This window comes from Burkholderia pseudomultivorans, assembly GCF_902499075.1.
Taxonomy (GTDB): Bacteria; Pseudomonadota; Gammaproteobacteria; order Burkholderiales; family Burkholderiaceae; genus Burkholderia; species Burkholderia pseudomultivorans.
Window position 1 is genome coordinate 24,954 of sequence record NZ_CABVPP010000012.1, and the last position, 16,625, is coordinate 41,578.

16 protein-coding genes are annotated in these 16,625 nt (G+C 68.3%); 12 read left to right on the top strand and 4 right to left on the bottom strand.

The features are described from left to right. Positions 1 to 6 precede the first annotated feature (6 nt). Positions 7 to 1,986, top strand: a complete 1,980-nt coding sequence (locus BST28156_RS11110; protein WP_012218180.1) for an FUSC family protein — start codon at positions 7 to 9, stop codon at positions 1,984 to 1,986. 104 nt (positions 1,987 to 2,090) lie between these two features. Here the strand turns inward: BST28156_RS11110 and BST28156_RS11115 are convergent, their stop codons facing one another. The 4 genes from BST28156_RS11115 to BST28156_RS11130 form a co-directional block, all read right to left on the bottom strand. After that, a complete protein-coding gene (locus BST28156_RS11115; RefSeq protein WP_012218181.1) occupies positions 2,091 to 2,729 on the bottom strand; it encodes a PqiC family protein in 639 nt (212 codons plus the stop codon). Then, entirely contained in the window at positions 2,726 to 4,021 is a 1,296-nt protein-coding gene (locus tag BST28156_RS11120) for an MlaD family protein (protein WP_012218182.1), read from the bottom strand. The genes BST28156_RS11115 and BST28156_RS11120 overlap by 4 nt, the downstream gene beginning before the upstream one ends. Next, a complete protein-coding gene (locus BST28156_RS11125; protein WP_012218183.1) occupies positions 4,018 to 5,223 on the bottom strand; it encodes a paraquat-inducible protein A in 1,206 nt (401 codons plus the stop codon). Before BST28156_RS11125 ends, BST28156_RS11120 begins: the two co-directional genes overlap by 4 nt. A gap of 703 nt (positions 5,224 to 5,926) precedes the next feature. Continuing rightward, entirely contained in the window at positions 5,927 to 6,496 is a 570-nt protein-coding gene (locus BST28156_RS11130) for a lipocalin family protein (protein ID WP_012218184.1), read from the bottom strand. Positions 6,497 to 6,696: 200 nt separating this feature from the next. Here BST28156_RS11130 and BST28156_RS11135 point away from each other — a divergent pair, with 200 nt between their 5' ends. From BST28156_RS11135 to BST28156_RS11185, 11 genes are all read left to right on the top strand, one after another. Then, the gene (locus BST28156_RS11135) at positions 6,697 to 7,530 is read left to right on the top strand and encodes a DUF1295 domain-containing protein (RefSeq protein WP_012218185.1); all 834 of its coding nucleotides are present in this window, start codon (positions 6,697 to 6,699) and stop codon (positions 7,528 to 7,530) included. Next, positions 7,527 to 8,627 carry an SAM-dependent methyltransferase gene (locus BST28156_RS11140; RefSeq protein WP_012218186.1) on the top strand — a complete coding sequence of 367 codons (1,101 nt, stop codon included), beginning with the start codon at positions 7,527 to 7,529 and terminating at the stop codon, positions 8,625 to 8,627. The genes BST28156_RS11135 and BST28156_RS11140 overlap by 4 nt, the downstream gene beginning before the upstream one ends. After that, on the top strand, positions 8,624 to 9,244 hold the full coding sequence (locus tag BST28156_RS11145) for a lipocalin family protein (protein ID WP_012218187.1): 621 nt from the start codon (positions 8,624 to 8,626) through the stop codon (positions 9,242 to 9,244). The genes BST28156_RS11140 and BST28156_RS11145 overlap by 4 nt, the downstream gene beginning before the upstream one ends. 92 nt (positions 9,245 to 9,336) lie before the next feature. Next, entirely contained in the window at positions 9,337 to 10,641 is a 1,305-nt protein-coding gene (locus BST28156_RS11150) for an NAD(P)/FAD-dependent oxidoreductase (RefSeq protein ID WP_012218188.1), read from the top strand. Beyond that, the gene (locus tag BST28156_RS11155; RefSeq protein ID WP_012218189.1) at positions 10,638 to 11,492 is read left to right on the top strand and encodes a DUF1365 domain-containing protein; all 855 of its coding nucleotides are present in this window, start codon (positions 10,638 to 10,640) and stop codon (positions 11,490 to 11,492) included. Before BST28156_RS11150 ends, BST28156_RS11155 begins: the two co-directional genes overlap by 4 nt. Beyond that, complete coding sequence (locus tag BST28156_RS11160; RefSeq protein ID WP_012218190.1) at positions 11,489 to 12,706, top strand: SAM-dependent methyltransferase; 1,218 nt, start codon at positions 11,489 to 11,491, stop codon at positions 12,704 to 12,706. The genes BST28156_RS11155 and BST28156_RS11160 overlap by 4 nt, the downstream gene beginning before the upstream one ends. A gap of 1 nt (position 12,707) precedes the next feature. Further along, positions 12,708 to 13,235, top strand: coding sequence for a chalcone isomerase family protein (locus BST28156_RS11165; RefSeq protein WP_012218191.1), 528 nt, complete (start codon positions 12,708 to 12,710; stop codon positions 13,233 to 13,235). Positions 13,236 to 13,336: 101 nt separating this feature from the next. Next, a complete protein-coding gene (locus BST28156_RS11170; protein ID WP_012218192.1) occupies positions 13,337 to 13,507 on the top strand; it encodes a DUF2256 domain-containing protein in 171 nt (56 codons plus the stop codon). A gap of 581 nt (positions 13,508 to 14,088) precedes the next feature. Next, positions 14,089 to 14,874 (top strand): hypothetical protein, encoded by a 786-nt coding sequence (locus tag BST28156_RS11175; RefSeq protein WP_012218193.1) that lies wholly within the window; start codon positions 14,089 to 14,091, stop codon positions 14,872 to 14,874. A gap of 126 nt (positions 14,875 to 15,000) precedes the next feature. Next, a complete protein-coding gene (gene folE, locus BST28156_RS11180) occupies positions 15,001 to 15,732 on the top strand; it encodes a GTP cyclohydrolase I (RefSeq protein ID WP_012218194.1) in 732 nt (243 codons plus the stop codon). Between the two features lie 116 nt (positions 15,733 to 15,848). Further along, positions 15,849 to 16,553, top strand: a complete 705-nt coding sequence (locus BST28156_RS11185) for a sigma-70 family RNA polymerase sigma factor (RefSeq protein ID WP_012218195.1) — start codon at positions 15,849 to 15,851, stop codon at positions 16,551 to 16,553. The last annotated feature ends 72 nt before the right edge of the window (positions 16,554 to 16,625 follow it).

Genomic DNA, 16,625 nt, shown 5'->3' on the forward strand with positions numbered 1-16,625 from the left:
CATGCGATGAGCGCCATCAAGCGCATCCGAGACTGGGCGGCCCGTGCGGTTCGCGACGGGCGGCATCACCTGCCGTTGCCCACGGCGCTGAAGGCCGGACTGGTGTGCGCGGCGCCCGCGCTGCTCGCCGCCACGCTGCACGCGCCGCTGCTGTGCTGGGCGGCGATTGCCGCGTTCTGGACGTGTCTCGCCGACGAGCCGTCGGAATCGATGCGCCAACGTGCGCTCGCGGGTGCGATGTTCGGATTGATCGGCTCGCTTGCATCCGCCGCAGCCACGGCCGTGGCGGATCTCGCGTGGCTCGCGGTCGGCCTGACCGGCATTGCCGTCTATATCGGCGGCCTCACCCGCGTGGGCGGCCCAACGATCGGCGCTCGGGGGCTGCTGCTTGCCACCGCGTGCGCGGTGTCGGCCGCGTTTCCCGCCCATCCGTGGCCGGCGCCTGCCGAGTATGCAGCGAGCTTCGCGGCCGGCAGTCTGTGGGCGGTCGCATGCCTCGTCGGCCCCCAGCCCGAAAGCGCGGCAACGCGCGCACGCCGGGCGGCGTTCGCCTATCTGTACGCGGCGGGATCGTTCGTGCGTGCGCTGGTGCCGGTCGCGCACGATGCACGGCACGCAAGCGGCCCGAACCGCACGGCACTGCGAACGCGACTCGATGCGCTGATTCGGACGGCGCGGAGCCGCCCCGACGCGGCCGGCGCCACCGTGACGGCGTGGCAGCTAGACGGTGAACGGTCGATCGCATTGCTCGCGGGCCTCGACACCCTGCTGCGCAATCGGCCGCCCGGCAGTAGCGCCGCAACCGCGCTGCTGGTTCCGTCGCTGCACCAACTCGTCGCGTTGATCGACGCGCATGCCGACACCGTGCTCGCGCGGCCGCATGCTCGCGCCGCCGTCACGCGGCTGCGCAACCGGCTGGCTGCCGACCTGCGCGGCGCAACGCTGCGCGCCGAAGGGGCGGCGCTGACCGAACCGGCACGGACGTGGCTGCAATCGTGCCTGGCGCTCATGATGGCATTCACCGATATCGGCGGCAGCGAGGTCGGCGATCGGCGCATGGCGCCGCCGCCGCAAACGGAACGGCACGAGCCGTTGCGCGCAAAGGCGACTGCACCAGGTGCGGCGCTGATGGAGATTCGCACAAACGGACGCATCGCGCGCTATGCGCTGCGCCTGTCCGCTGCGGCCATGCTCTCCGCCGTGCTCGCCCGCGTGCTCGGCGTTCAGCAGGGTTACTGGATGGTGCTGACGACGTTGTTCGTCATGCAGCCGACCGTGCCGCACACGTTGAAAACGTCCGCGCTGAGAGTACTCGGCACGATCCTGGGCGCGATCCTGGCATCGGCGGTCGCGCTCGCGTGTCACAACCCGGTGCTTCTCGCGCTGGCGATCGTACCGCTCGCAACCGGCACGTTCTCCGCAAGGCCGCTCGACTACGTGTCGTACATCCTGTTCCTCACACCGCATTTCATCCTGGTTGCGTATCTCGGCGCGCCGATTGCATCGCCGTGGCTGCTTGCCGGCATGCGGGTCGCGAACAGCATCGCCGGTGCGCTCGTTGCGCTCGGCGTAAGCGTGCTCGCGTGGCCCGATTGGGAGCGCAGGCGGCTCGATGCCGTGTCGAGCGATGCGACTGCCGCCGTGACGGAATACGTCGAACTCGTCCGTGCGTTCGTCACGACGCACGGGGTCGACGCAGATGCGCTCGTTGCAGCAAGGCGGCGCGCGTGCACGGCGACGGACGAACTCGACACGCTGTTGGCCGCCATGCGCCTGGAGACCGTCGCGAGGCGCCGACGCCATATCGACGATGCGCGCGAACTGGTTCGGCGCCTGCGCGATGCGGTCGGCGCGGCCGCGCCGCTCGAGTGCCTCACGCCGGACATGAGCGACGGGCCGAGCGCAGGACGCGGGCCGCGCGCGCGGCCGCTATTCGACGTTCCGGCGCCCCCTTTGGCGTGCGCTGTCAAAAGCGCAGCCTCGTGAGCGCCAACGCGGTAATCGGCTCGGTCCGGATCCGCGCAGAAGCGGCGCACGGGAGGCCGCGCCGACGCGCCTTCACTCGCTCACCGATTCACAAACCCACGCACTCAGCGCCCAACGAGCGCACTCGCGATCCGGTCGGCGAGCTGCCCGAGCACACGGCTCAGGGCGTCAGCCTGCGCCGCCGCATCGCGCGACGTGAGTTGCGCGGTCAGCGTCGTCTCCCGGCTCGACGTCACGCGCTCCGGGCGGCCGGACAACAACGTCCACGCAGCCAGAAACGTCAGCGTGCCGCTTTCGTCGGCGTGCGCGTCCAGCACCGTGACGACGAGCGTGCGCGTATCCGCCTGCCGCGGCGCGCCGGGCAACACGACGGCACCTTCGGGCAGACGCGCCAGCAAGTCCTGCGTCAGCGTCTCGCGCATCATCAGGTCGAGCGGCGCGCCCCAGCGCGCGCCGTCGTCGATCACGAGGCGATTCGCCGAACGCTGCACGACGACCTCGAGGCGGTCGAGCGCCGCCGGAACATGCACCGCAGTCAGCTGCACGGGCGCGACGGGCTCGGTTGCGCGCGGCGCAGCACTTGCCACCGGGCTCAGCGCAACGTAGCACGTCGGTGGGCTGTGCCCGCATCCGGCGACGACGAACGTGCCACCCAGCGCGATGGTGACGGCGAGCGCGGCCGGTGCCGATTTCACCGCGTCGCGCACCGATGTTCCGATCTGCTTGCACGCAACAACGATCATGGCTTCTCCTCACGCCTGCCGCGCACGATCGCTTCCGGATGCCGGTCGAGATAGTCGGCCAGTGCGCGCACCGAACGCGCGGTGTCGGTCAGTTCGCGCAGCGCGGCAGGCAAACTGCTTTCCGCGGTCCCATCGTCGTCGAGCGTGCGCCTGGCCGACGCAACCGCCTGATCCGCAGCGTTCGCCGTATCGCGCAGTTGCGCGACGAGCGGGCCGATCTGCGGCGACACCTGTTGCAGCGTCCGGTCGATCTGCGCGACCGAGCGGTCGATATGCGCGAGGCTGTCGCGCAGTTGCGGCGACGCTGCCAATGCGTTGATCCGTGCCGCGATGTTGCGCACGTCGTCGCCCGTTTCCCTGATTGGCAGCGCATCGATCTTGCCCGCGATGTCGTTGGCCCGGGCCGCGATCGCGTCGAAGTCCGCGGATTCGACGCTCGGTATCTCGGCCGGCCCCTCCGCGGCCGCCAACGTCGCAGCCGGCGCATCGCGGACGAAGTCGAGACTGATCATACGGGCACCGACGAGCGGCGGATCCTGCACGAGGCGCGCACGCAGCCCGCGTGCAACGAGTCGCCCGAGCATGCGGTCGACGATCGGGCGCCAGTTGCCATCGGCCGGCGGTTGCACGCCGGTGATACCCAGCGCTGACGGCTCGAGCGCAATCTGCACGGGCGTACCAAGCTGCTCGCTGGCGACGTCGTAGCTCAATCGCACGCGTGTGACCGTCCCGACCTGGAAGCCGCGCAACTTCACGGGCGCGCCGTCCTTGAGTTCGCCTGCAGCGCCGGCAAAGCGCACGACATACGAAACGACGGGCCCATGCCGCGGCGCGAGCGCGGGCCGCCGCTCGGTGCCATCGAAATGCCGCGCGGGCCTGCCGGGCCCGGGCTCCATGACGATTTCCGGCCCCACGACGAGCGCACGCAGCGATGACGGATCGCTCATCTCCGGTTGCGCGCCGCGCAGGAAAAACCGCGTTCCGCTGCGCAGGTACTGCTCCTCGGCACGCGCGATGGCGAGGGTGGCCTCGACGTGCTGGCCGTCGGGCGACAACGCGATGCCCGACAGCTTCCCCACCTTGACCCCGCGCAGCGTGACTTCGGTATCGTCGACTTTCATTCCGTGCGCGTCGGAAAACACGACGGTCACGGTTTCGCCGCGTTCCGCCAACGCGCGGATGGCTAGCCATCCCACCACGCCGAGCGTCGCGACCGGGACGATCCAGACCCAGCCGGGCCATGCGCTGCGGCGCACGTCGGCTCGCGTGCGTGGCGTGCGCGGCCTGTTCATCGGCTGCTCCTGTCGCGCGAGTCCCACATCAGGCGGGGATCGAATGCACGCGATGCCAGCATCGTGAAAAAGACGACGAGCGCAAATGCGGTGGCGCCGGCCGCGGGGTCGGCGGACGCGATGCCGTCGAACCGGATCAATGGAATGAACGCCGCGATCGTGAACACGTCGACGTTCGACCATCGGCCGAGTTCGTCGATCCATCGGTAGAGTCGTCCTTTTGCGCGCAAATGCCGGCGCGAGCGTCGCAGCACCGACGCGACGAACCACGCCATGCCGGCGATCTTGCCGACCGGTATCGCAATGCTCGTGATGAACGTCAGTATCCCGAACGGCCAGAGCCCCACGTGAAACAGTTGCGATACGCCGTCGATGATCCGATGCGACACCACGTGTCCGAACTGCATCGACCGCGTCATCGGCAGCAGATTGGCGGGCACGGTCAGCACGAGCGCCGCCAGCGACAACGCGCTGGCCCGCGAAAGCGGCGCCGCCTTGCGCAAGCGCAGCCCGAGCCCGCAGCGCGGACACGGCGTCCCTTCCCGCGACACCGGCAGCACCAGGTCGCAAGCGCTGCACGCAACGGTCAGCTCGCCCGGCTGCGGGTATCGCTCGGCCGCGATGGCACGCCACACGGTGCAGCGATCGAGCGACGCGCGCGTGATCATCGACATCAGTCCTGCTGCGAGCAGGCAGTAGCCTCCGGCGTCGATCGTGCCGGTCAGGTTCTGCGTCACGCGCGCGTAGCCGACGATGCAGCCGACCAGATACACGTCGGGCATTGCCCACGCATCGAGCCAGAGCGTCCACCGGAACACCACGCCGATGCCGGTGAAGGGCCGACGGAAGCGGATCGCACCGAGCACCAGCATCAGGCCGCCGAAGCGGGCGAACGGCAATACGATGCCGAACATCGCGAGCAGCGCGGCCAGGATCACCCAACCGCGATCCCACATCGTCAGGATGCCCGACGCCAATACCGACGAGTGTGCGGTTCCGAGCATCGTGACGGTCATCAGCGGCGCGAGATTGGCCGGAAACAGCAGGATGAACGTCGCCGTCGTGCAGGCGAGTGCGGCCTGCACGCTGCGGCCGCTGCGCCGCTCCAGCGGCGCGCGGCACCGCCGGCAACGCACCAGCGCGCGAGCGCCGAGCGGCGGGATGTCGCCGAGCGTCCCGCAGGCGGGACAGCCGATGGTCATGCGGCCGTCTCCGAATCGTCGCGCCTGTGGTTGCGCCGCGCGTCACGACAAGCGTGACACGGGTCATGGCAGAACTTGCCCGCAGTCCTTGGTCGTTCATGCATTCCGGTTCGCATGGATTCTCCTGCCGCTCACGTTGTCGCACCATCCGGGACACCGATGCCCGGTACGACCCGCCGGTTTCGCCGGCCGACGCGCACACGCGAGAAAAGCGCAGCGCGACGCGCTTCGGCCGATTGCCGCCGTGTCGGTTAGGAACGGCTAGCAAGCGGCGTTCCTCGCCGTGCCGCGCGTCCGCTGACGCGGCAAGACCGAGCGAAATCCGGATCGATGCGCCGGTCGGGCCGGCTTGCGCGTGCGGCGGCATGAAGCACTGGCATGGCGCTGGAAACGTGTCGAAAGCCGGCCGCTGCCGGCGCGTCCGCCCACGCGGATGCGCGCCGAAGGCGGCATCACGCCGCCTCGCCGTGCATCGACGGCGCGATCCGGCGCTTCGCCCGGTTTGCCGAATCGCCCACGGTGATCACAGTGAGCTTGCGCGATCGCGCGGGTGGGGAGTCTGCGACGACGCCGCTCGGAACGGCGGCGCCGGCATGGACGTCCGGTCAACGGGCGTACGCGAGCGTCGTCCTTCCCCGGCGCTGCGCCGCTTGCGTGGCCGCGCTCGGCGAAGCCGCGCACGCCGGTTGCATGTACCGCCCGCTCAGTGCGCGGTGCGGCGCAACATCGCCGTATCGTATCCGAGCGAACGGACCCGCTCGACCAGCGCCGCCGCGCGCTCGGCTGACGGCTTCGCGTCGCGCGTCAGGATCCACAGGAACCGGCCGGAGGGCTCGCCGACGATCGACCATGAATAGTCGTCAGCATGATCGAGTATCCAGTAGTCGCCGAAGAAGAACGGGCCGAAGAACGAAACCTCAAGCTTCGCGTCGCCGCTGCCCGGCACGATGCGCGCGCGGCCGTCGGAGCTGCGCGCACGGCCTTCCGGGCTGCCTTCGCGACAGGTGTTGCGCACGGAGACCAGACCGTCCTCCCGTTTCGCATAGTCTGCGGTCACGCCCTCGCATCCGCGCTCGAAGCGGTTTTCATAGCGCGCGAATTCGTACCACCTGCCGACGTAGCGATCGAGATCGACTGTTCTGGCCGGCTGCGGCACGTGGGCGTTGCCGCTCGGCCCGCCGGCCACGCCGGCGCAACCCGCGAGCAAGAGCGCTGCGCCTGCAACGAACACGCTGGCCGTTAGCAACGGCCGACCAACGATAAGTCGCTTCATCCCGTTTCATCTCCACATACGAAAGCGGCTTATTGTGCACGCAATCGCCGTGCCGTTGCAGCGCAGTTCGCGCCCGGAGCGCCCGTCGCGGCAGGCACGTCGCGCGCTCCCCTGCTGCGCGAGCGCAGCGCAACGCATCCCGCTGCATCCATTCGGCCCCCGGCTTCGTATATGACCGTTATTGCGCCCCCGGAGCCCGTATGCCCGCCGTCGCCGTTGCCCTTCTCGCTTTCGTCGCACTGATCGCGTCCTTCACGGCAGTGTGGATCGCCCAGTTGCACTCCCGGAACGCGGGAATGATCGATCCGGTCTGGGCGGCGACGCTTGGCGGCGTGGCCGTATTCGTCGCCGTGCTGGGCACGGGCCCGGAACTGAATCGCGTACTCGTGGCCGCCGGCGGCGGCATCTGGGGTCTGCGGCTTGCCCGGCACCTGTGGGCCCGCAATCGCGGGCAGCCGGAGGATCCGCGCTACCGGCAATTCCGCCAGCAATGGGGCGACGCCGCGCCGCGCAACATGTTCTGGCTGTTTCAGTTGCAGGCGCTGATCTCGATGTTGCTGTCGGCGTCGTTCTTCGTGCCTGCATACAGTCCCGAACCCGCGGCCCCTGCCGCCATCGCCGCCGCCGCCGCGATCTGGATCGCCGCCGTAGCCGGAGAGACGGTCGCCGACCGCCAGCTCAAGCGCTTCCTCGCGAATCCCGACCATCGCGGCCAGGTCTGCCGCGCCGGCTGGTGGCGCTATTCGCGGCACCCCAACTATTTCTTCGAGTGCGTGCACTGGCTCGCCTACACGGCGCTCGCGATCGGCATGCCGTGGGGTTGGCTCACGCTGATGCCGCCCGTCGTGATGGCCTGGCTGCTGGTCAAGGTATCAGGCATGCCGCTGCTCGAAGCGCGCATGGTGGAAACCCGCCCCGACTATCGCGAGTACATGCGCACCACCAGCGCGCTCATTCCGTGGCCGCCGCGAGCGGCGACCGGCACGTCCCGCACTCGACCCGATCACCCTCAAGACCGGAGCACGCGCTCATGACCGCTACCACCTCGCAATCGTCGCCTGCCGCGATCGCCGCCCCCCAGGATGCCTGGCTGATTCGCTGCTGCGAGCGCGGCTGGCTGCCCGACGCGCTGATCCGGGCCGGGATGCGCAGGCTGATGCGGCAGCGGCTGCGCGACGCGCACGCACACGACGGCGAGCCGCGTGCGGCGGCCGTCGACGCGCTCGTGCACGAACTACGCGCGAGCCCGATCGCGATCGAAACCCACGCGGCCAATACCCAGCATTACGAACTGCCCGGCAGCTTCTTCGAGGCCCATCTCGGCCCACGGCGCAAATATTCGTGCGGCTATTACCCGAACGGCAACGAAACGCTGTCGCAAGGCGAGGAGGCCATGCTCGCGCTGTACGCGCAGCGCGCCGATCTCGCGGACGGCCAGCGTATTCTCGACCTGGGCTGCGGCTGGGGTTCGCTGTCGCTGTGGCTCGCCGAGCGGTATCCGGCCGCGCAGATCGTCGGACTCTCGAATTCGTACGGTCAGCGCGAGTTCATCGAACGATGCGCGGCGCTGCGCAGGCTGACGAATCTGCGGATCGTGACCGGCAACGTGGTCGACTTCGACTTCGATCCGGCGGAAGCCGGCTTCGATCGCGTGCTGTCGATCGAGATGTTCGAGCACATGAAGAACTACGGACAGCTGCTCGCGAAAATCGCGCGCTGGATGGACGACGATGGCAAGCTGTTCGTGCACATCTTCGCGCACAAGCTCGCCGCCTATCACTTCGCGGTGCACGACGACACCGACTGGATGTCGCGCCACTTCTTCACGGGCGGGACGATGCCGTCGGCCGATCTGCTGCTGCGGTTTCAGGACGATGTGCGAATCGCGCGCCAGTGGTGGCTCGACGGCACTCATTACGCGCGCACCGCAAATCAGTGGCTCGCGTCGCTCGACGCGGCGCGCCCGCGGATCATGCCCATTTTCGACACCGTCTACGGCGCCGACGCGCGCATCTGGTTCCAGCGCTGGCGGATGTTCTACATGGCCGTCGCCGAGCTGTTCGGCTACGCCGACGGGCAGGAATGGGGCGTCGCCCACTACCTGTTCGACAAGCGCGGGGGGCGCGCATGAACGCGTTGATCGTCCGCCGGATTCTCCGTCGCGCAACCATCACGGCCGTGACGGCGCTCGCGCTCGGCGGAGCCGGCTGCACGGGCAGCCCGCCGAATCCGAATCCGCGCGCCGCGGTTCCGCTGTCGACCGTACCCGTCGACTTGCCGCGCTACATGGGCCGCTGGTACGTGATCGCCAACATCCCGTACTTCGCGGAACGCGACTTCGTCGGCAGCCGGGCCGAGTGGCGCCTTCGCGACGACGGCCGTATCGACGACGAATTTGTCGGCCGCAAAGGAAGCTTCGACGGGCCCGAGAAGCGCTATCGGTTCGTCGACACCGTCAAGCCCGGCAGCGGCGGCGGCGAATGGCGCGTGCGGCTGTTCTGGCCGGTGTACGTCACGCAACTGACGCTCTACGTCGACCCCGACTACCGGTACACGATCCTCGGCTATCCGGGCAAGACGCTCGGCTGGATCTTCTCGCGGGAGCCGACGATGGACGACGCCACCTATCGCTCGCTGCTCGCGCGGCTCGACGCGATGGGTTACGACACGTCGCGCTTCAGGCGCGTGCCGCAACTGCCCGCGCAAATCGGCATGCCCGGCTTCGCGTCGCCAGGCGATCGCGAATGACGGCCGCGGATGCATCCGCGGCGCGCCGTGCGCCGTATCTGCGCACATGACATTCCCTATCCCGCCCTTGTGACTGACGGAGACCATTCGCGATGCACCCGAAACCATCAGTGCCGCCGCCCGGCCGGCGGATCGCAGTCGTCGGCGCCGGCATCGCGGGCCTCGCGAGCGCATACCTGCTGGCTCGCCAGCATCGCGTGACGCTGTTCGAATCCGCCGACTATCTCGGCGGCCACACGCACACGGTGGACGTCGAACTCGACGGCGCCCGCCACCCGGTCGATACCGGATTCCTCGTGTTCAACGATCGCACGTATCCGAACCTGATCGCGCTGTTCGACGAGCTGGGCGTGGCTGCGCATGCGACCGACATGTCGTTTTCGGTGTCCGTCGACGGCGGGCGGCTCGAATGGGCCGGCAGCAATCTGAACACCGTGTTCGCGCAGCGCCGCAACCTGTTCTCGCCGACCTTTCTCGGGATGTTGCGCGATATCCTGCGCTTCAACGCGTCCGCCCAGGCGCATCTCGAATCGGCAAGCCGCGAGCGTCTGTCGGTCGGCGAGCTGCTCACGGCCGGCGGCTACGGCGCGTCGTTCCAGCATCACTACCTGCTGCCGATGGCGGCCGCGATCTGGTCGAGCGCGGCCAGCGACATCCTGCGGTTTCCGGCGGCGACATTCCTGCGCTTCTGCCTGAATCATGCGTTGCTGCAGGTCAACAACCGGCCGACGTGGCGCACCGTCGCGGGCGGCGCGCGGCGGTACGTCGAGCGCATCGCCGCGACGCTCGACGACGTGCGCGTGAATACGCCCGTGCGCGCGATAACGCGCGACGACGCGGGTGTGACGGTGGCGACCGACACGGCCGGCCCCGAACGTTTCGACGCGGTCGTGCTTGCATGCCATGCGCCGACGAGCCTGCGGCTGCTGGCGGACGCCAGCAACGCCGAGCGCGCCGTGCTGGCCGCCGTGCGCTACCAGCCCAACGTCGCGGTGCTCCATACCGATACGGCGCTGCTGCCGCGGCGGCGGCGCGTGTGGTCGGCATGGAACTACCTGAGCGGACGGACGGGGCGCCGCGCCGGCCCGGCGCCGGTATGCGTGAGCTACCTGCTGAACCAGTTGCAGCCGCTGCCGTTCCGCTCGCCGGTCGTCGTCACGTTGAATCCGGTCGACGAGCCCGCGCCCGGCACCGAGCTCGGCCGCTACGATTACGAGCACCCGCTGCTCGACTTCGCGGCCGTCGATGCGCAACATCGTCTGCCGATGCTGCAAGGGCGGCGCAATACGTGGTTCGCGGGAGCATGGACCGGCTACGGCTTCCACGAGGACGGATTGAAGTCGGCGTTGCGCGTCGCATATGACTTCGGCATCGCGCCGGCCTGGGCTCGCCCATGAACGCGCCCTTCGCGCGCGACGGCGCGGCCGCCCGGTTGCTCGTCGGCACCGTGATGCATGAGCGGCTGCGGCCGGTGCGCCATGCATTCCGGTATCCGCTCTTCCAGGTCTGCTGCGATGTCGAGCGGCTGGACGAGATCGCCGGAAGCTGGTTCGGCATCGATCGCCGGGCCCCGCTCGCGCTCGCTTGCCGCGACTACGGCCCGCGCGACGGGCGCGCGCTCGGCCCATGGATGCGGGATGTGCTCGCGCAAGCCGGCATTCGGGCCGACGGCCCGATCTGGCTGCAGACGATCCCGCGGATCTTCGGCTACGCATTCAACCCGGTGAGCTTCTGGTATTGCTACGACCGCGCGGGTGCGCTCCGCGCGCTGTACGCGGACGTTCGCAACACGTTCGGCGCGCATCACGGCTATCTGCTGAGTGCGATGCACCACGCGCCGATCGAAGCCGACACCGTGCTCGTCTGCCGCAAGACGTTTCATGTGTCGCCGTTTTGCGACGTCATCGGGGAATACGCGTTTCGTGTGCGTCAGCGCGGCGACCATCTGAGCGTGGCGATCGATTATCGCGACGACGACGGCGTGCTGCTGCGCACGGCGATCGGGATGCGCGCCGCGCCGCTGACGGCGGCACGCGCGTGGCGCGCGCTGGCGCGGCAGCCGCTGAACGCGATCAACGTCGTCATTCGCATCCATTGGCAGGCGCTGCGGCTATGGCTCGCACGCGTGCCGTTCCACGGCAAGACGCCGGCCGGCCGTTCCGCCGCGACCGATTCGCCATTGTCCCCCGTACCGGGCGCGTCGCCACGCGGCCGCTCGGCGATGTCCGATCACGAGGCTCGTCCATGACCTTGCTGCGCCTGCTATCCTCCGCATCACAACCGGCGATGCCGCTGTCGGCCCGGTTGTTCATCGCGCTTCTCCGGCGGATCCGCGACGGTCACCTGACGCTCGTGACGCCCGAAGGCGCGCAGCATGTGTTCGGCGATCCGCACTGCCAGCCGGCCGCGACGCTGCAGATCCGCGACTGGCGCGCGTGCCGTGCGATCCTGCGCGCGGGCGACATCGGCTTCGCGGAAGCGTATCGCGCCGACCGGATCGACACGCCGGATCTCGTCGCGCTGCTTCGCCTTGCGATCCGCAACCAGCCGGTGATCGCGAAGCCGGTGACGGGCGGCCGCGTGGCACGCGTGTGGTACGCGCTGCGCCATCGGCTACGGATGAATACGCGAGCCGGCAGCCGCCGCAACATCCATGCGCACTATGACCTCGGCAACGACTTCTACCGGTTGTGGCTCGACGACACCTGGACGTATTCGAGCGCCTGCTTCGACGGCGACCCGCAGCGGTCGCTTGCCGACGCGCAAACGGCGAAGTATCAGCGCATCGTCGATGCGCTCGGGCTGCGCGCCGGCATGCGCGTGCTGGAGATCGGCTGCGGCTGGGGCGGCTTCGCGGTGCACGCTGCACGGCAAGGCATTCATGTACATGGCGTCACCATCTCGCACGCCCAATACGCGCTGGCCCAAGAGCGCGTCGCGCGCGACGGGCTGTCGGATCGCGTCACATTCGACTTGCGCGACTATCGCGACGTCGAGGGCCAATACGACGCAATCGTGTCGATCGAGATGTTCGAGGCCGTGGGCGAATCGTTCTGGCCGGTATACTTCAACACGCTCAGGCAGCGCCTGAAGCCCGGCGCCCGCGCGCTGATTCAATCGATCACGATCGTCGAGTCGCAATTCGACGCGTACCGCGCGTCGAGCGACTTCATTCGCGAGTTCATCTTTCCCGGCGGAATGTTGCCGAGCCCCGCGCGCTTCGTCGATGCCGCGCGACGCGCGCGGCTCGTCGCGAAACCGGTGTTCGCGTTCGGCGACGACTACGCACGCACGCTGCGCACCTGGCGATCCTCGTTCGATGCCCACGTCGACTCGGTGCGCGCGCAACGGTTCGACGAAACGTTCATTCGCACCTGGCGGCTCTATCTCGCCTATTGCGAAGCAGGATTCGCCGAACGGCGCACCGACGTGATGCACTTCATCGTGTCGGCGCACGACTGACATGAAGCGCCCGCTCGCGATGCTCGCCGCGTCCGTGGCGCTGGCTGCGCCGCTCGTCGCCGGCGCGAGCTGCGTCGACGAAATAGCGTCGGCGCGACTGATCGGCTCCGGGCGGTTCTGCATACTGGGTATCTGCCTGTACGACGCGCAGCTGTGGGCGCCCCGCGCGCCCGGTGCGCTCGACACGCCGTTCGCGTTGTCGTTGGCCTACCGTCGCGACGTGAAAGGGGAGCGGCTCGTGTCGACAGGCATGGACGAAATCGAGCGCCTTGCACCCGCGCCGTTGCCGGCTGCAACGCTCGACGCATGGCGCCGCGACATGGAACGAGCGTTCACCGACGTATCGCGCGGCGACGTATTATGCGGCGTCTACGTCCCCGAGCGTGGCGCCCGCTTCTACACCAACGGCCGCCTCACGGCCGACGTGACCGACCCGGCGTTCGCGCGCGCATTCTTCGCGATCTGGCTCGACCCGCGCACGCGGGCCAAAGCACTGCGCCGCCAGCTGCTGGGCGACGACGCGCACTGATGCGGCGCTCGGCGATGGCCATGGGTGCGTCGTATCGCTGCGCACCGCACGATGCCGCCCGGTGCGACCGTGCACGGTTCCTTTTCTGCGCGTGAGTCGCGATGGCCAACAAAACGCACTTGCCTGAAAAGATCTGCGAAACCTGCGGCTTGCCTTTCAGCTGGAGAAAGAAATGGAAGGCCGTCTGGGACGAGGTCCGCCATTGCTCGAAACGTTGCCGCCGCAATCGGCGGTCGCCCGCCGGCATGAAGACGAACGCTGAACGCCGTTGACTTCGCGTTGACGCACCCATCGCTCAACGCCGCGCCCGGGGCAGCGCTTCTCGCGCCGCGATGGAATGGCCGTTGTGTCGGCTCCGCGGAATCGACCTGCACCGGTGTGTCCGTCCTGGCGGCACGCCTGCCGCTCCCCGTAGCCCCGAGTTTCGACGGCGCGGTAGCGCCAACCTGATTCACACCGCCGCTGTGCAGCACGGGCGCCCCGCGCGAAAGCGGCGCGTGTTCGCGCGCACCATCGACCGTGTACCGCATTCCGCGTCCATGACACGATAATATGACTCAAACATGATGCATGATTCAACGTTCTCCGCGTTGGGACGCCGAACCCGTCCTCGGTCCTCTATTCCTCCCCCGACGAATCGACTTCAAAATTCGTTTCATCAGCGGCCTCAACCTCCAATTTTCGTCCCTTATCGGGTATATCGACGTTCCCGGCGATAGGTTGCCGCGCCATTCCGGTGCGCGACGCAAAAATTCCCGGTACAAATAATTCATTGAATCGCTTTTCTGCTTCACTTTCCCGGAAATTTGCATACAATCCAGCTGTGACGCATGAATCGACCAAGGAGTCCCCCGTGCCAACACGCAATCACGCCATCAATCCGCGCCGCTTACTGGCATGCCCAGCTTCATTGATCGGGCGTGGCTCCGTGGCGAGCGCCCGCGGCCCGTCCCGGCACGCCGGTGCGGCATCCGGGCCGCCGGTTGCGTCGCGCCGACTGGAGGCCGCGCAGTGTCGCGGCGAGCGTCGCCGGCACCGCTCACCGCAGCAGACCACCCCGTGCGCAAGCGCCGGCCCGAACGACACGTCGGTCGAGCCGCGATCAAACTCCGTCGCAGCGCGCGCGCATCCGACGCTCCTCGTCACGGGCAGCCTGACTGCATCCGACGAAGCGGCCGAAGGGGCCGGCCTGCATGTTTGCGAGCGCGTCGAGTCGTTGGCACGAGCGCTCCGGCAGCCGTGCCTTGCCGTGGACGCGCTGATCGCCGAGGTCACGTCGCTGCACATCGATCTGGCGAATCAGTTCGTATCGCTCGCACGGGCGCGCCATGTCCGCGCAGCCGCGCTCGTCTATGAGCACGGCAGCGCGCAAGCGCTTTCGGCGGTGCGGCGCGCAGGGTTCCACCTGTTCCGCTCGGTCGGCGGCCGCGTCGATCAGACGTTCGTGCTGACGAAGCTGCAACAGTCCGTCGCCGTCACGCTGGCAGCCACGATGGCGGCGAACGACCCGGTATGGCGGCTCTACCGGGACGTCGAAGGCTGGGCGCGAGCGCCATCAGCGTGCCCATCGTGCGCGTACAGAGCCGGCGCTCCGGCGACGCGGCCGCATCGCCACGCATGCCCGCGTGCACGCAGGTGAGCGGCGCCCGCCAGATGCGCCGTCGAAACGTCGGCGGCCGCTCGGCTGTTACCCGATGAACGCGAGCATCGCATCGCGTCAGTCGTGATTCATCGCACCACCCCTAACCTCGAGAAACGAACCGAAATGGGAAATCTGATCGACGCTCCCGCGCGTACGCTGACTGCGATCGACGAGGGCATTCCTCTGTCGCTCATCATTCGCCGGCGGCTCGAGCACGCGGGCGCACGCTTCCATGCCAACGACAACATCGCCGCGCACCTGCGTGACGGCGAACTGGATGCATTGCAGAACGAAGTCGCACAGCAAATGGAAGCGGTGCTGCGCTCGCTGGTGATCGACGTCGACAACGACCACAACACCCGAGAGACCGCACAGCGCGTCGCAAAGATGTTCATCCGCGAAGTGTTCGCGGGCCGCTACGAGGCAGCGCCGCTCGTGACCGAATTCCCGAACGTCGAGCGGCTCGACGAGTTGCTGATCGTGGGCCCGCTGCGCGTACGCAGCGCGTGCTCGCATCACCTTTGCCCGATCATGGGCCGCATCTGGATCGGCGTGCTGCCCAGCGCCACGTCGAACCTGATCGGCCTGTCGAAGTATGGACGGCTGGTGAACTGGGTCATGACGCGCCCGCAGATCCAGGAGGAAGCGGTCAAGCAGATTGCCGACCTGCTCGAATCGCGCATCGCGCCCGACGGGCTGGCGGTCGTGCTCGAGGCCGACCACTTCTGCATGCACTGGCGCGGCACCAAGGACGATCAGGCAAAGATGACCAACAGCGTGATGCGCGGAAAGTTTCTCGCGGACGCATCGCTGCGCCGGGAGTTTCTCGCGTTGTTGCCGGGAAAGAATGCATAACCCGCGCGGCAGGCACGCGCGACTGATGCGACATCGCAATGTCTGGTCATGATCCGCGCTCGCTAGTCATCGCGAGCGCGCAACAGCAGGAAGCTCAAAGCCATGCGGAGTTCCCGATGAACCGTTCGCACGAATCACTCCTCCGATCTTCCGGCCCGGGGCGAACGACGCCGCTGCCCGCAGGCAGGCAGCCGCAGCGGAGGGCGTCCCGCGCGCGATCGCGCCCCGGCGGCAGGACCGACATCAGCGCCGATGCCGCCGTTCTGCCTGACGAAGCATGCGACGCACATGCGGAACTCGACCGCTTGCTGGCTCGCGTCGCGACAGGCGACGAGCATGCGTTCGCGCAGCTGTATCGATGGACCGCACCGCGGCTGTTCGGCGCGATCCTGAGGATGATCCGCGATCGTCATGAAGCGGAAGACCTGCTTCAAGACGTGTTCACGACAGCATGGCGCCGCGCCGGTTCGTTCGACGCCACACGCGGCGCGGCAATGACATGGTTGATGACGCTCGCCCGCAACCGGACCATCGACCGGATCCGGCAGCACCGCGAGCTGCCGCTCGACGACGAGCTGGCGCTGTCGATCCCCGACGCAAGCCCGACGCCCGATCTCGGCGCGCAGGCGAACCAGGAGCGCCTGCGTCTGGAGCGCGGACTCGCGCATCTGGGCGAGCGGCAGGCGTATGTTTTGCGGGAAGCGTTTCACGGTGGCGCGTCGTATGCGGAGCTGGCCGAACGCATGCAGGTGCCGCTTGGCACGATGAAGAGCTGGATTCGCCGCAGCCTGATGCGGTTGAAGATCTATCTGGAGCAGTAAGCGCGAGCGGCGCGACCCGGTTCGATCGCGCCGAGCCACTTGGCCCGAGCAACGGCGCGCTTCGCGCAGCCG

Coding starts and splice junctions, on each gene's coding strand:
- BST28156_RS11110 (WP_012218180.1), top strand. CDS start 7: ATGAGCGCCATCAAGCGCATCCGAGACTGGGCGGCCCGTGCGGTTCGC.
- BST28156_RS11115 (WP_012218181.1), bottom strand. CDS start 2,729: ATGATCGTTGTTGCGTGCAAGCAGATCGGAACATCGGTGCGCGACGCG.
- BST28156_RS11120 (WP_012218182.1), bottom strand. CDS start 4,021: ATGAACAGGCCGCGCACGCCACGCACGCGAGCCGACGTGCGCCGCAGC.
- BST28156_RS11125 (WP_012218183.1), bottom strand. CDS start 5,223: ATGACCATCGGCTGTCCCGCCTGCGGGACGCTCGGCGACATCCCGCCG.
- BST28156_RS11130 (WP_012218184.1), bottom strand. CDS start 6,496: ATGAAGCGACTTATCGTTGGTCGGCCGTTGCTAACGGCCAGCGTGTTC.
- BST28156_RS11135 (WP_012218185.1), top strand. CDS start 6,697: ATGCCCGCCGTCGCCGTTGCCCTTCTCGCTTTCGTCGCACTGATCGCG.
- BST28156_RS11140 (WP_012218186.1), top strand. CDS start 7,527: ATGACCGCTACCACCTCGCAATCGTCGCCTGCCGCGATCGCCGCCCCC.
- BST28156_RS11145 (WP_012218187.1), top strand. CDS start 8,624: ATGAACGCGTTGATCGTCCGCCGGATTCTCCGTCGCGCAACCATCACG.
- BST28156_RS11150 (WP_012218188.1), top strand. CDS start 9,337: ATGCACCCGAAACCATCAGTGCCGCCGCCCGGCCGGCGGATCGCAGTC.
- BST28156_RS11155 (WP_012218189.1), top strand. CDS start 10,638: ATGAACGCGCCCTTCGCGCGCGACGGCGCGGCCGCCCGGTTGCTCGTC.
- BST28156_RS11160 (WP_012218190.1), top strand. CDS start 11,489: ATGACCTTGCTGCGCCTGCTATCCTCCGCATCACAACCGGCGATGCCG.
- BST28156_RS11165 (WP_012218191.1), top strand. CDS start 12,708: ATGAAGCGCCCGCTCGCGATGCTCGCCGCGTCCGTGGCGCTGGCTGCG.
- BST28156_RS11170 (WP_012218192.1), top strand. CDS start 13,337: ATGGCCAACAAAACGCACTTGCCTGAAAAGATCTGCGAAACCTGCGGC.
- folE (WP_012218194.1), top strand. CDS start 15,001: ATGGGAAATCTGATCGACGCTCCCGCGCGTACGCTGACTGCGATCGAC.
- BST28156_RS11185 (WP_012218195.1), top strand. CDS start 15,849: ATGAACCGTTCGCACGAATCACTCCTCCGATCTTCCGGCCCGGGGCGA.